At 71.2% G+C, this 13,671-nt stretch carries 12 protein-coding genes; 8 read left to right on the top strand and 4 right to left on the bottom strand.

Features of this window, described 5'->3' with window-relative positions; all coding sequences use genetic code 11:
- Window positions 1–51 precede the first annotated feature (51 nt).
- From ACGFNI_RS00750 to ACGFNI_RS00740, 3 genes are all read left to right on the top strand, one after another.
- Window positions 52–981 carry an IclR family transcriptional regulator C-terminal domain-containing protein gene (locus ACGFNI_RS00750; RefSeq protein ID WP_393679295.1) on the top strand — a complete coding sequence of 310 codons (930 nt, stop codon included), beginning with the start codon at window positions 52–54 and terminating at the stop codon, window positions 979–981.
- A 139-nt stretch (window positions 982–1,120) separates the two neighbouring features.
- Window positions 1,121–1,558 carry a hypothetical protein gene (locus ACGFNI_RS00745; RefSeq protein ID WP_393679293.1) on the top strand — a complete coding sequence of 146 codons (438 nt, stop codon included), beginning with the start codon at window positions 1,121–1,123 and terminating at the stop codon, window positions 1,556–1,558.
- A 41-nt stretch (window positions 1,559–1,599) separates the two neighbouring features.
- Window positions 1,600–2,238, top strand: coding sequence for a uridine kinase (locus tag ACGFNI_RS00740; protein WP_393679292.1), 639 nt, complete (start codon window positions 1,600–1,602; stop codon window positions 2,236–2,238).
- 49 nt (window positions 2,239–2,287) lie between these two features.
- Here ACGFNI_RS00740 and ACGFNI_RS00735 read toward each other — a convergent pair whose 3' ends face one another.
- A complete protein-coding gene (locus ACGFNI_RS00735) occupies window positions 2,288–3,718 on the bottom strand; it encodes a WGR domain-containing protein (RefSeq protein WP_393679290.1) in 1,431 nt (476 codons plus the stop codon).
- 203 nt (window positions 3,719–3,921) lie between these two features.
- Here ACGFNI_RS00735 and ACGFNI_RS00730 point away from each other — a divergent pair, with 203 nt between their 5' ends.
- On the top strand, window positions 3,922–4,383 hold the full coding sequence (locus tag ACGFNI_RS00730; protein ID WP_393679288.1) for a type II toxin-antitoxin system PemK/MazF family toxin: 462 nt from the start codon (window positions 3,922–3,924) through the stop codon (window positions 4,381–4,383).
- A 46-nt stretch (window positions 4,384–4,429) separates the two neighbouring features.
- Here the strand turns inward: ACGFNI_RS00730 and ACGFNI_RS00725 are convergent, their stop codons facing one another.
- The 3 genes from ACGFNI_RS00725 to ACGFNI_RS00715 all read right to left on the bottom strand — a co-directional run bounded on the left by ACGFNI_RS00725 (window position 4,430) and on the right by ACGFNI_RS00715 (window position 6,548).
- The gene (locus ACGFNI_RS00725) at window positions 4,430–4,972 is read right to left on the bottom strand and encodes a DUF1697 domain-containing protein (RefSeq protein WP_393679286.1); all 543 of its coding nucleotides are present in this window, start codon (window positions 4,970–4,972) and stop codon (window positions 4,430–4,432) included.
- 39 nt (window positions 4,973–5,011) lie between these two features.
- Window positions 5,012–5,575, bottom strand: a complete 564-nt coding sequence (locus tag ACGFNI_RS00720) for a methylated-DNA--[protein]-cysteine S-methyltransferase (RefSeq protein ID WP_393679285.1) — start codon at window positions 5,573–5,575, stop codon at window positions 5,012–5,014.
- A gap of 88 nt (window positions 5,576–5,663) precedes the next feature.
- Window positions 5,664–6,548, bottom strand: a complete 885-nt coding sequence (locus ACGFNI_RS00715) for a glycerophosphodiester phosphodiesterase (RefSeq protein ID WP_393679283.1) — start codon at window positions 6,546–6,548, stop codon at window positions 5,664–5,666.
- Between the two features lie 651 nt (window positions 6,549–7,199).
- On the opposite strand from ACGFNI_RS00715, the gene uvrB reads away from it, so the two are divergent.
- From uvrB to ACGFNI_RS00695, 4 genes are all read left to right on the top strand, one after another.
- Window positions 7,200–9,335, top strand: coding sequence for an excinuclease ABC subunit UvrB (gene uvrB / locus ACGFNI_RS00710; RefSeq protein ID WP_393679282.1), 2,136 nt, complete (start codon window positions 7,200–7,202; stop codon window positions 9,333–9,335).
- Between the two features lie 214 nt (window positions 9,336–9,549).
- Window positions 9,550–10,128, top strand: coding sequence for a TerD family protein (locus tag ACGFNI_RS00705; protein ID WP_393679280.1), 579 nt, complete (start codon window positions 9,550–9,552; stop codon window positions 10,126–10,128).
- Between the two features lie 85 nt (window positions 10,129–10,213).
- Window positions 10,214–12,328, top strand: a complete 2,115-nt coding sequence (locus tag ACGFNI_RS00700; protein WP_393679278.1) for a TerD family protein — start codon at window positions 10,214–10,216, stop codon at window positions 12,326–12,328.
- Window positions 12,329–12,601: 273 nt separating this feature from the next.
- Window positions 12,602–13,582 (top strand): TerC/Alx family metal homeostasis membrane protein, encoded by a 981-nt coding sequence (locus tag ACGFNI_RS00695; RefSeq protein WP_393679276.1) that lies wholly within the window; start codon window positions 12,602–12,604, stop codon window positions 13,580–13,582.
- Window positions 13,583–13,671 lie beyond the last annotated feature (89 nt).

The following is a 13,671-nucleotide window of genomic DNA, read 5'->3' as shown; positions in this document are numbered from 1 at the left end:
AATTGCCGTGCGCCTTCGGGCGCTGATCACTGCCAGGGGAGAGAGCACACGATGGGCAACAGCACGACAGCGTCGGAAGCCGCCGTGACGGCCACCACCTCCGCAGCCCCGCACGTGACGGCGGGTACCCATGGGCGGGCGAAGGCCACGCGCCGGGCGTCCGGAGCCGCCGGCGCAAGGCCCCGTACGTCGGGATCCAGCCATGCCGAGCGGGTCTTCCTCGTCCAGACGGCCTTCGCCGAACTCGGCGGATCCGCCCACGGGCCCGGTGAGATCGCCGAGTTCACCGGTCTGGACGACTCCGTCGTCTACCGCATCCTGCAGTCCGGCATCTACCAGCGGAGCTTCGAGCGGGTGGACCGGGGGCTCTACCGGCTGCGCGCCTCCGCGGCCCGACTGGCCTTCACCGCACTCGACCACCGTCTCGACGGGGCGGTCTCGCAGACGGTCCTCCGCGGACTGCGAGAGGCCACCGATGGCGGGCTGGCGTTCCTCTACATGGTGGCGCCGTTTTCCGGGGCCCAACGGCAGTGCGTCGACATGGAGGTCGGCGACTCCGACCTCGCCGAACTGAGCATGACGCCCCGCGATGTGCTGTCCGTGACGCGCTCGCTGCGCACCGGCGCCTCCGGACGGGCGATCCTTGCCTACCTGCCCGGCGTGCTCCAGCAGCGGGTACTGGCCGAACCCGTACCCGACCAGGCAGGGCCCGGGGTCTTCAGCGACAACGACGACCTGCTGGCCTCCCTGTCCGAGGTCCGCGACCTCGGCTGCGCGCTCGGCTACGAGGAGTGCATGACCGGCTGGAACTCCTGCGCGGCGCCGATCATGTGGGACGGCGCGATCATGGGAGCCGTACTGCTGCTCAAGCGCAAGTCCGAGATGCCGGTGGTGCCGGAGCAGGTGATCGAGGCGACGAAGGAGGCGGCGGCCGAACTCAGCCGCTACGGAGCCGCGGGGCCGACGGCCGACCGGGCCTGAGACGCACGCGCACGAACCAGCCTGCCCCCGGGCCGCGAGGGCGACGCGGTACCGGCCCGGGGACGGGACACGGCGCGGTGCGGCGGCGTACGGTCGACGGACCGCCGCACGGGCGGGGACACGGGGACAAGGGGCAGTGATGGACGCGGAGTTGACGGCGCTCGCGGCGGCGGGTGCGACGACGCTGGTGCAGCAGATGGCGACGGATGGCTGGGCACAGGCACGGCGGCGGGTGGCCGCCTTCCTCGCCCGGCGGCGGGGCACGGCCGACGAAGAGGCCATCGAAGGCGAACTGGAGGCGTCGCGGGCCGAGGTCACCGCCGCGCAAGAGGCCGGAGAGGCGGGCGAGGTGGAGGACGTGACCGCTGCCTGGCGGGTACGACTGCGCCGCCTGCTGCGCGACGACCCGGAGGCCGCGGCGGAACTGTGCTCCTTGCTGGACGAACTGGAGCCGGAGCGGGGCGGGGTGACCGTGCGGGAGGTGCACAACACCATCAGCGGCGGTGAGCTGCACGGCACGGTCATCCAGGCCGGGGTGATCTCGGGCTTCCGCGACGACGGATCCCGGTCCCGCTGACACCCGGCGCCGCGCGCCCCGCCGGCGTGCACAATGGCGGGGTGCGGCTCCAAGCGATCACCTGGGAACGGCTCACCGATGCGCTCGCCGAACGCATCATCGCCACAACGGCGCAGGACGGCAGCCCTTGGCTCCGGGTCGCCGTCGACGGTGCTCCCGCCGCGGCCCCGCAGGACCTGGCGGGCCGGCTGACCGAGGCCCTGCGGCTGCGCGGCCGGGCCGTGCACCGGGTCGGCGCATACGGCTTCCTGCGCCCCGCCTCCCTGCGCCTGGAATACGGGCGGGAGGATCCGGACGCCTACCACGACGAGTGGTTCGACCGGCAGGCACTGTGGCGGGAGGTGTTCCAGCCGCTGGACCCGGGCGGCACCGGGCGCGTCCTGCCGGACCTCTGGGATCCGCAGACCGACCGGGCCACCCGCAGCGGGTACGTGGAACTGCCGCCGGGCGGAGTGCTGGTGCTGCACGGTCCCCTGCTGCTCGGTCACTGGTTTCCCTTCGATCTCGCAGTGCACCTGAAACTCTCCGGAGCCGCCCTCGCCCGCCGCACCCCGGAGCGCGAGCGCTGGACGCTGCCTGCCTTCGCGCGCTACGAGCGCGAAACCCGGCCCGATGAGGCTGCGGACGTCGTCGTACGGGCGGACGATCCGCGGCGCCCCGCCTGGAACGGGACGGCCTGAGCACGCACGCACCGGCGGACGGGAAGCAGGCGTTCCGTGGGCGGCGGACTCAGACGAGCTGCCGGATCTCGCCACGGACGCGATAGAACCCACCGGAGGCCGCCGCGAGGTCATCGACCACGTAGCGCACCCCCGGGCGGCGTATGTGCCGCGGGAACTGGACGTTCCACGAGGGCTCGTAGCCCCCGGAGACGACGTGCACCCGCAGCCGGCCGTTCTCCTGGACACACTCCACGACGATCCCGGAGGCGGCCGACGGAGTCACCGTCTGCACGGTGGCCGACGGGGTGTAAGTGGGCAGCGCAGCGGCCGACTTGACGTCCCGGGCCACCGGGACCGTCCCCGAACGGGCCGCGGCAATGGCCGCGTCGCTCGCATCCACGCACACCAGCGACCCGTCGGTGGTCACCATGTAGAGCTTCTCGTCGAGGTACTGCATGGACAGGGCGGAGCCGCCTCCGGTGCCCAGCTTCCACAGCCGGGTGCCGTCGGCGTCGAAGCAGTACACGGAGGAGGCCGAGTCGCCGGCGAAGACGTAGCGCCCGCCGGGAGCGGTGGCGCAGGAGTAGACGACGGTGTCGCACTGGTAGGTGGCTTCCAGCGCGCCGTTGCCCTTGGCCAGCCGCTGCACCACCCGGCGGTCGGTACCGGCGTACACCGAGTGATCCTCCTGCCAGCCGAACAGCACCGCCCCCTGGGTCGGCGTGTGCCACAACTCCCGGCTGCCGTCGGAGGCGTATGCCGTCACCCCGCGTCCGTGACCGTGGTAGACCGCGTGCCCGTCACGCCGCACCATCCAGGCGTTGCTGCCAGCACTGCGCCGGGACCACTGGTACTCGTCCTCGTGGTCGATGACCGTCAGCCCGCCGTCGCGGTCGGCGACGTTGAGGATGCCCTCGCGGATGTCCAGCCAGAAGATGTCGACATCGGGGGCGATGTCGTAGGCGGCGAACGGCAGCTTCGACGAGAGGTCGTACACCGAGCCGTCGTCGCATCCCGCGTAGATCCAGAAGTCGTCGGCGACCAGGCACTTGACGCCGGCCGGGAGCTGATAGCGCGCCAGCACCTCGCCGTCGTGTCCGAGGGTGTGGACGTCGCCGTTCTGGTTGCCGACCCAGCAGCGGTCCTCCGCGATGTGGATTCCGAAGGCCGCGGCGCCCGTGCGGAACCGCCACAGCACCGGCGCCACCGCGCGCGCCGTCGACGGGGCGGAGGTGACCTGGCGGCGGGTCACGGGGCGGGCCGCGCGCCCGCCGGGGACGGCCGGCGCATAGCCCTTGCGGACCTTCTCGCCGATCTTCTTGGCAGCCGCAGCCTGCGCCTTTTCCACGGTCGGGAACGTCGAGTTCTGCTGCTGGCCGGCCGCGCCGATCCTGCCGTAGCGGACCGAAACGGCGGTGCCGCGCACCGACACCTCGTAGAACTTGTGCGCGCCGCCGCCCTCTTGGGACAGTTCCAGATACGTCGTGGTCTCGGACATGGTGATCCCCTCCCCGGGCGGTCCCTGCGACCTTCCCCCGCTGCTGAAAACCGTACGACCCACCACTGACAACGGCCGCTGACCTGCGGTCACAGGACCGCGGACGCAGGCGGACACGGCGATCCGCGCGGCTCGCTCCCCGCGCCGGCAGGACATCCGGTGCCCGTGGCGGCGGCCCGCACACGGCCCGTTAGCGTGAGCCCATGACGACTTCTTTTTCCGCATCCGGCGAAGAGGCGCCGTTGCCGGGCAGCCAAGGGGCCGGTGCGACAACGGAGGCCCTGCCGGACACCGTTGGTGCCGTTCGGACGTCCTATGCGCCGGATCCGGACGGCGACCCGGATCCCGGCGAAATCGTGTGGACCTGGGTGCCCTACGAGGAGAACGACGGCCGGGGCAAGGACCGTCCGGTGCTGGTCGTCGCCCGGGAAGCGTCCGGGACGCTGCTGGCCGTGCAGCTGTCCAGCAAGCGGCACGACCAGGACGGGGAGTGGATCGCTCTCGGGACCGGGCCGTGGGACCGGGCGGGCCGGGACTCGTGGGTCGCTCTCGACCGGGTGCTGCGGGTGCGCCCCGAGGGCATGCGCAGGGAAGCCTGCGCGCTGGACCGGGACCGTTTCGGCCTGGTGGCACAGCGGCTGCGGGAACGGTACGGCTGGCGCTGAGCCGCGTCCTGGCCGATGGTTCCGGGCCCCGCGGGCGCCGCACGGGTCAGGCGTCGGCCAGGGCCAGGATCTTGTTGACCGTGTTCCAGTTGCGTGCGGTGGCCGTGACGCCGAGAGGGGCCCGGCTCACCGCGTCGGCGAGTCTGGAGCGGCCGATGCCGTCGGGGCACCAGAGATACAGCTCGCGGCCGATCAGGCGGAACCGGTCGGGGGCGTAGGAGCCGAGGTCGAGGGCCTCCAGCCGGGACACGTCGGCCGGCACGTCCGAGAGGAACGTGACATGCAGGCTCTTGGGTACCGCCACGGCCTGCGGAAAGGGATTCGCCGCCACGGTGGCGGCCAGCTCGTCCCGGGTCCGGACGGTGACGGGTACCGAGAACCCCAGATCGGCGGAGATCCGGTCCTGGATGATCCGCGCGGTCTCCCCGGGAGGAGTGCCGGGGTCGGCGAAGACGATGTTGCCCGTCTGCAGGAGAACGGACACCTCCCGGAAGCCAAGGGATTCCGCCAGCGCCTGCTGCGCGGCCTTGGGGAAGGGACGGTGGCCCCCGACGTTGATGCCGCGGAGCAGTGCGATCTGGCGGGACATGACGGGACCTTTCGTGCGCCGCAGGCGGCCGGGAGGGGATCAGAACAGGGGAGCGGGAAGCACTCCCTCGAGTGCCAGCAGCAGGCGCTTGGTCTCCAGGCCGCCGCTGAAACCGCCGATGCCTCCGTCGCTGGCCACCACCCGGTGGCAGGGGACGACGACAGGCAGCGGATTGGATCCCATCGCCGCGCCCACCGCGCGGGCCGCCCCCGGTTCCCCGACGCGGTCGGCGAGGTCCTGATAGCCGACGACGCTGCCGTAGGGCACGCCGACGGCCAGCTCGTGCAGGACACGGACGTGGAACCCGGAGGAGAGCGACCAGTCCAGCGGCACCGTGAAGGCCCGCAGTTCGCCGGCGAAGTAGGCGGTCAGCTCCGCCATGGCCGCGGCCAGGTGCGGCGTGTCCGGGAGCGGGGCCGAACCGAAGATCCCCTCCAGGCGGGCCGTCGCGCGCCGGGAGGCCCGTTCGTCGGCATGGAAGAGAACCTCGGCCAGCCCCTCGTCCGTGGCGGCGAGCAGCAAAGGGCCGACCGGCGTGTCCAGCCGCCCCCAGGCCCACTCGCGCCGCGGTACGTCCTGCACGTCCTGCTCTGCGTTCGTCACGGGTTCAGCCTAGGACGCGCCACTGACAACGCGGTGGCGAACGGACAGGACAGGACGGTCCCGGCCCGCCGGCCACCGCGCTCCACGTTCAGCTGCCCTTGTTCTCCAGAGCGCCGCGGACCAGGTCGGCCCTGTTGGAGATGATGCCGTCCGCGCCGGATCGGGCGAGCTCGACGGCGGTCGCCGCGTCGTCGACGGTCCAGGTGTAGACCTCCAGCGGACGGCCGTGCGGGCCCTTCAGGGCGTGCACGGCGTCGATGTACGCCGGGGTCGCCGCCTTGTACGTGGGGTTGATCTGGTCGCAGAACTTCGCGTAGTCCGGCAGCTGGGCGGTCGTGGGATTGCCGAGGAAGCCCGTCTTGACGTCCGGCCGCAGGGTGTGGACGGTCTTGATCGCGTCGCCGTTGAAGCTCTGGACGATCAGCCGGTGCTTGACGTGGTTCCGGTCGAGCCATCCTTCATGGCGCAGCTCCAGGAGGGTCTGCAGTTCGATCCCCGGGTACAGCTCGGGAGACTTCAGCTCCAGGAGGAGCTTCTGGCCGTTGTGCGTGACGGCGTCCAGGTACGTCTGCAGGGTGGGCACTCGCTCACCGGTGAACTCCGGCCCGAACCAACTGCCCGCGTCCAGCTTCTCGATCTCGTTGAGCGTGAAGTCCGCGACCTTCCACGGGGATCGGCCGGGGAACACCTGCTCGACATTGGTCGTCCGGTCGAGCGTCGTGTCGTGCATGACGATCAGCTCGCCGTCCTTGGTGCGCTGGACGTCGTTCTCGACCCAGTCGGATCCCAGTCGGTGTGCCCGGTCGATCGAGGCGATGGTGTTCTCGGGCGCGTAGGCGGGGGCGCCGCGGTGCGCGACCGTCACCGTCCTGTGGTGACCGGTCGTGGCCTGTGCGGTGGCTGGAGAGAGGACGAACGCTGACAGACCCATGAGCGCACCGGTGAGGACGGTGGCAACGGGGCGAAGACGCATACGGACTCCTCAGGACGTCGTGGACGAGAGCTGACGTGATGTGGCCTGAACCGGTCGGATGGGCAGAGGTTCGCAGTCAGGCGGTACCGGGAGGCAGGCGGGGGATGGACAGAATTTGAACGAGAAGTGGCCGGTGTTCCGTGTTTGAGCGCCGTGGTGACGGGATGCCCGGAATCGCCGCGCAATAGACGTACGTTCCGGCGCCGTCCAACTTGCCGGAGCCGCGGCGAACCCGCATCTCGGCCGACGGTTCGTCACCCCTCGTGCTTCTGACCGGTTTTGGCCTTGCAGGCATTCCGGAGCGAGCGATTCCGGCCAAGGTGCGGTGAGCCGGACGGTGACCGGAAGCGGGCGGACGCCGGGCCGGCCGGTCGCCGCGCGCGGACGACGGCGGACGCGGCGAACGGACGGCGAACGGGAAACGGCGCGGGCGGTGGCGGAGGGCCGGTCCTGCGGCGAAGGTGAAGACGGGGGTGGGTGGGGGCAGGGCCGGGCTTGGGACCGCGGCGAGGGGCGGGAGGCGGCCCGCCGCGATCCGGCCCCCGCGCCGGGCCGGCCGGTGCCCTCGCGGGGTCCGGCTCGGCGCGGAGAATCCGCTGGTCGGAGGGTTTTCCCGGCCGGATGTCAGTGCCGGGTCGTACGGTGGTTTCCATGCGGCCCGTATCGAAGATCGAACGCACGGTGGCGCCTTTCGAGGTCGTCAGCCCCTACCAGCCCAACGGCGACCAGCCGGCGGCCATCGCCGAGCTGGAGCAGCGCGTCCGCGGTGGTGAGAAGGACGTCGTCCTGCTGGGCGCGACCGGCACCGGCAAGTCCGCGACCACCGCGTGGATGATCGAGAAGCTGCAGCGGCCGACGCTCGTCATGGCGCCCAACAAGACGCTCGCGGCCCAGCTCGCCAACGAATTCCGCGAGCTGCTGCCCAACAACGCCGTCGAGTACTTCGTCTCCTACTACGACTACTACCAGCCCGAGGCGTACGTCCCGCAGTCCGATACGTACATCGAGAAGGACTCCTCCATCAACGAGGAGGTCGAGCGGCTGCGGCACTCCGCGACGAATTCGCTGCTCACCCGGCGGGACGTCGTGGTCGTCGCATCGGTGTCGTGCATCTACGGCCTGGGCACGCCGCAGGAGTACGTCGACCGCATGGTGCAGCTCAAGGTCGGCGACGAGATCGACCGCGACCAGTTGCTGCGCCGGTTCGTCGACATCCAGTACACCCGCAACGACGTGGCCTTCACCCGTGGCACGTTCCGGGTGCGCGGCGACACCATCGAGATCTTCCCGGTCTACGAGGAGCTGGCCGTCCGGATCGAGATGTTCGGCGACGAGGTCGAGGCGCTTTCCACGCTCCACCCGCTGACCGGCGAGGTGATCAGCGAGGACCGGGAGCTGTACGTCTTCCCCGCCAGCCACTACATCGCGGGCCCCGAGCGCATGGAGCGGGCCATCGCGGGCATCGAGGCCGAGCTGGCGGACAGCCTGGCCACGATGGAGAAGCAGGGCAAGCACCTGGAAGCCCAGCGGCTGCGCATGCGCACGACGTACGACATCGAGATGATGCGCCAGATCGGTTCCTGTTCGGGCATCGAGAACTACTCGATGCACATGGACGGCCGCGAGCCCGGTTCGGCGCCGAACACTCTCATCGACTACTTCCCGGACGACTTCCTCCTGGTCATCGACGAATCGCACGTCACCGTCCCGCAGATCGGTGCCATGTACGAGGGCGACGCCTCACGGAAGCGGACCCTGGTCGAGCACGGCTTCCGGCTGCCGTCCGCCATGGACAACCGGCCGCTGAAGTGGGAGGAGTTCCTGGAACGCATCGGTCAGACGGTCTACCTCTCCGCGACACCCGGAAAGTACGAGCTGTCGCGGGGCGACGGCTTCGTGGAGCAGATCATCCGCCCGACCGGTCTGGTGGACCCGGAGGTGGTGGTCAAGCCCACCGACGGACAGATCGACGACCTGGTGCACGAGATCCGCACCCGGACGGACAAGAACGAACGTGTCCTGGTCACCACCCTCACCAAGAAGATGGCCGAGGACCTGACGGACTACTTCCTGGAGCTGGGGATCCAGGTCCGGTACCTGCACAGCGACGTCGACACCCTGCGACGGGTCGAGCTGCTGCGGGAGCTGCGGGCGGGCGAGTACGACGTCCTGGTGGGCATCAACCTGCTGCGTGAGGGCCTCGACCTTCCCGAGGTCTCCCTCGTCGCCATCCTGGACGCCGACAAGGAGGGCTTCCTGCGGTCGGGATCGGCCCTCATCCAGACCATCGGCCGTGCGGCGCGCAACGTCTCCGGTCAGGTGCACATGTACGCCGACAAGATCACCCCGGCGATGGAACGGGCGATCGACGAGACCAACCGCCGCCGGGAGAAGCAGCTCGCGTACAACAAGGCGAACGGCATCGATCCGCAGCCGCTCCGCAAGAAGATCGGCGACATCGTGGCGACCATCGCACGCGAGGAGATCGACACCCAGGAGCTGTTGGGCACCGGGTACCGCAAGGGCGGCGACGGCGCGGAGGCCAAGGCTCCTGTCCCGGCGCTCGGGGGCAAGGCGGCGAAGGGACAGGCGGCCAAGGGCGGCAAGGCCGGCGCGCCGCTGACGGACCGGCCGGCGGCCGAACTCGCCGAGTTGATCGAGGAGATGACGGAACGGATGCGGGCGGCGGCGGCCGAGTTGCAGTTCGAGGTGGCGGCGCGGCTGCGCGACGAAGTCGGGGAACTGAAGAAGGAGCTGCGGCAGATGAGGGAGGCGGGGATCAAGTGACCGTGGCGCGGGTGCCCACCGGGGCGGCGGGTCCGCCCCGGCGTTGAACGCCCCTGCCATGGTCCCGTGGACGCCGCACCCGCGTCCGCGCGCATGTCGCAGAAACGCCACAGAACGCGGGGTGGGTGCGGCCCTGGACCGGGCTCCTGCGTAGGGTCGGCAGGGCCGCCGGAGAGGCGACGGGGAGAGCGGGACAGTACAGAGAGGGGACGGCGTGTCGGTCAATTTGTCCAAGGGACAGGGCATCAGTCTGGCGAAGGCGGACGGGGGCACCCTGACCGCGGTGCGGATGGGGCTGGGGTGGCGGTCGGCGCCGCGCCGGGGGCTCTTCGGGCGCCGCACCCGCGAGATCGATCTGGATGCGTCCGCGGTGTTGTTCGCCGACAAGAACCCCATCGACGTGGTCTTCTTCCGGCACCTCGTCAGCGACGACGGCTCGGTGCGCCACACCGGCGACAACGTCGTCGGCGGCGCCGGACAGGGCGGTGACGACGAGGCGATCCTGGTCGACCTGGCGCGGGTTCCGGTGCACATCGACCAGATCGTGTTCACCGTCAACTCCTTCACCGGGCAGACGTTCACCGAGGTGGAGGACGCCTTCTGCCGACTGGTCGACGAGACCAACGGCCAGGAGCTGGCCCGCTACACCCTCACCGGCGGCGGCGACTACACGGCGCAGATCATGTCCAAGGTGCACCGTGTGGGATCCGGCTGGCAGATGACGGCCATCGGCGAGCCCTCCAACGGCCGTACCTTCCAGGACGTCGTGCCGGCGATCCTGCCGCACCTGTAAGCACCGCGCGGCCCGGCCTTGCCCGGCGCCCGCGGGGCCTGGCCGGGCGGCTCATGAGGCGGGACGAGACCCAGGGGGACGAACGATGACGGCCGAGCTGGTCCGTGGGCAGAACCACCCGCTGGGCCACACCCGCGTCGAGATCCGGATCACGGCCGACGGGCCCGTCGTGGCCGGGGCCACGCTCGGGGACGAGCGGGGCAGGCTGTCCGGCGCCGACGCGGTCGCCCACCCCGGGGCGCCGTCGCGCAGCGGTGTCGACGTGCCCCGCCGGGCGGCGGCCGAGCAGCGCGTGGTGGTGGACCTGGAAGCGCTGCCCGCCACCGTGCACCGGGTCAGCGTCCTGCTCTCACTGTCCCCGGGGGCAGGCGGGCCCGCCGGATTCGGTGCCGCCGCCGCTCCCTCCGTCGCCGTCACGGGCCTCGACGGCACCGGCATCGCCGCGTACGCCCTCACCGGTCTCGGCGCCGAGACCGCCGTGGTCGCGATCGAGCTGTACCGCAGGCAGGGCGCCTGGAAGGTGCGGGCGGTGGGGCAGGGCTACATCGACGGGCTCGCCGCCCTGCTGCACGACCAGGGGCTGGGGGCGCCGCTGGCCGCGGAACTGGCCGCGGCGGTCGAAGAGGCGGCAGGCACGGGGCGGGCGCCCGCCCCGCCCGCACCGCCGGCCACGACCGCGCCGCCCGCCGCGCCATCGGCGCTGCACGGCGGTGCCGTCGGCGAGGAACGCCGGCCCGGCGCCCCGGGCAGCCTCCCGGACGGCGACGCGCCTCCTGCCCGGGAGACCTCCTCGGACAACGTGGCTTCCTCGGCCCTGGGCGCGGTGTCCCCGGACGCTCCCGCGAAGGACCGGCCGGGCCCCGGTGAAGGCTCCGACTCAGGCACCAGGGGCGGCCCGATCGACTACCGCCACCCGAAGCGCCGCCCCGCCCCCGCGCCGCTGCCCGCCCCGGGCGTCCGGGCGCAGCCCGCCGCGGCTCCCGAGGCGGCGCACGCCCCGGAGGAGCCGCCCACCCCGGTGGCCGGTGACGCGGCCGGCTGGAGCATGGACGAACGGCTCTACAACCAGGTCTGGGGCATGTTCGAGGACCTGGCGCGGACGGTCGCCGCCTACCGCAGCGCCGTCGACTTCGCCGAGTCCCGCAGGGACCAGGAGCTGGACACCGTCCTCGCCGACCCGCGCAACCGCATCGGCGCCGCAGCCGACGCCGCCCGGACGGCGGCCCGTGACCGGCACGCCCAACTGGTCGGCCGGGCCCGCGCCGCCCTCGACCGGGACCTCGCGCAGCTCGCCGCCGAATCGGACGTCGTCGAGCCCGCCCTGCCGCCTGCCTACGCCGCCTGGAGCAGCCCCGTCTGGCAGGGCTACCACGTACCCCTGGAGCGTCCGATGGCGCTGCGGCTGGGCGATCTGCACCTTCCGGAGGCCGCGGAGCTGCGGATCCCGATGCTGGTCCGGCTGCCCCTGGAACGCGGCCTGTGGATTGACAGCGGCGGCGCGGTGGCGCTCCGCGGCGGTCACGACCCGGAGCGCGAGTTCGCCCGCCGCGAGCTGGGCAGCGCGCTCACGGACGGGCCGCTCGACGAGGCCGAGCGCCGCCGCCTGGCCATGAACACCGCGGTGGCGGTCGCGGCGCGGCTGCTCGCCGTCCACCCCGCGGGCGCGTTCTCGGTCCAGGTCATCGATCCGGGAGGGACCGCGGCGCCCGCGCTGGCGCCCTTGCGGGAGACGGGCTCACTGGGCGCGGCACCGGAGCCCGGGGCCGGCGGGGTGGCCGCGGTCCTGGAGGCCCTCACGCGACGGGTGGATCTCGTCCAGATGGCCGTGCGCAGCCGTGCCGCGGACGCCCTGCCCGCCGATCTGGACACCGCGGAGCAGCTGCTGATCGTGCACGACTTCCCGCACGGTTTCGATGACCGTGCGGTCAACCGGCTCCGCTACCTGGCCGACGAAGGTCCTGCGGTCGGCGTGCACCTGATGATGGTCGCCGACCGCGCCCAGACACGGGAGTTCGGTCCCGTGCTGGATCCCCTGTGGCGGGCGCTGCTGCGGATCACGCCGGTTCCCGACGCCCACCTCGCCGATCCGTGGGTCGGGCATGCCTGGACGTACGAACCGCCGCTCGCACCGCGTGGGAGCCAGGTGGTGCGCCAGGTGCTCGGGCGGCTCGCCGAGGCCCGGCGCGACGGCCGCGGCTGACCCGCAGGCTCCGTCCGAGGCCGCCCTCAGGCTCTCCCCTGACCATCCCCACCTGCAGCTTTGTATTTCCCTTTACTATTCCTTGGTATTCCTTTACTCTCTGATGTGCGGAGGGGAGTATTCCTGCCACGACGTACCCGTCATCACGGATTCCGAGTGTGACGAGATCCCGGGACGTCGGCCCGGCGCAGCGACCGTAATCGCGGTCCCGGGTGGAAGAGACCTCCGGCAGCGACGACGCTGTAAGTGCCGTACGACTCTGCCGGAGGAGCAGTGGACGTTTCCCTGAACCTGTGGGTGTTGACCATCCTTGGTCTCTGCGCCCTGATCGCCGCCGATTTCTTCATCGGCGGACGCAAACCGCACGAGGTCTCCCTCAAGGAGGCCGGTATCTGGACCGGCGTCTGGATCGCGCTGGCCGCGCTCTTCGGGCTCGGGCTGCTGCTGTTCGCCGGCGGTGGCCCCGCGGGCGAGTTCTTCGCCGGCTTCATCACCGAGAAGTCGCTGAGCGTCGACAACCTCTTCGTCTTCGTCCTGATCATGGCCAAGTTCGCGGTGCCGACGATCTATCAGCAGCGTGTGCTGATGGTCGGTGTGCTGATCGCGCTCGTGCTGCGGGCCGGCTTCATCGCTGCGGGCGCCGCGATCATCGCCAACTTCTCCTGGGTGTTCTACATATTCGGCGCGTTCCTCATCTGGACCGCGTGGAAGCTGATCAAGGAAGCCCGTGCCGAGGAGAAGGACGAGGAGTTCGAGGAGAACCGCTTCCTCAAGGCCGTCGAGAAGCGCTTCCCGTCGACCGACAAGTATCACGGGACCAAGCTGTTCATCGTCGAGAACGGCAAGCGTCTGATGACGCCGATGCTGATCGTCATGCTGGCGATCGGCACCACCGACGTCCTCTTCGCGCTGGATTCCATCCCGGCGATCTTCGGCCTGACCCAGGACCCGTACATCGTCTTCACCGCCAACGCCTTTGCCCTGATGGGGCTGCGGCAGCTGTACTTCCTGATCGGCGGCCTGCTCAAGAAGCTGGTCCACCTCTCGTACGGCCTGTCGGTGATCCTCGGCTTCATCGGCGTGAAGCTGGTGCTGCACGCGCTGCACGAGTCCGGGGTGGCCGTCCCGGAGATCAGCATTCCGGTCTCGCTGGGCGTCATCTGCGCCGTGCTGGTCGTCACCACGATCACCAGCCTGCGCGCGTCCAGGAAGCTGACGGCCGAGGCGGAGTCCAAGGACCGCGCGGGCGTCTGACGGCCGGGTCCGCGGCAGGCGGGCCCGCCGCCCGAACGGACGTCGGGTCGCGCTCCTCCTGGGAGCGCGACCCGACGTGTGCCCGCTGG

Origin of the sequence: Streptomyces sp. NPDC048644 (genome assembly GCF_043199105.1) — a bacterium.
Taxonomy (GTDB): domain Bacteria; phylum Actinomycetota; class Actinomycetes; order Streptomycetales; family Streptomycetaceae; genus Streptomyces.
The sequence above is the reverse complement of the archived record's forward strand: the minus strand, read 5'-3'. Positions and strand labels throughout refer to the sequence as shown.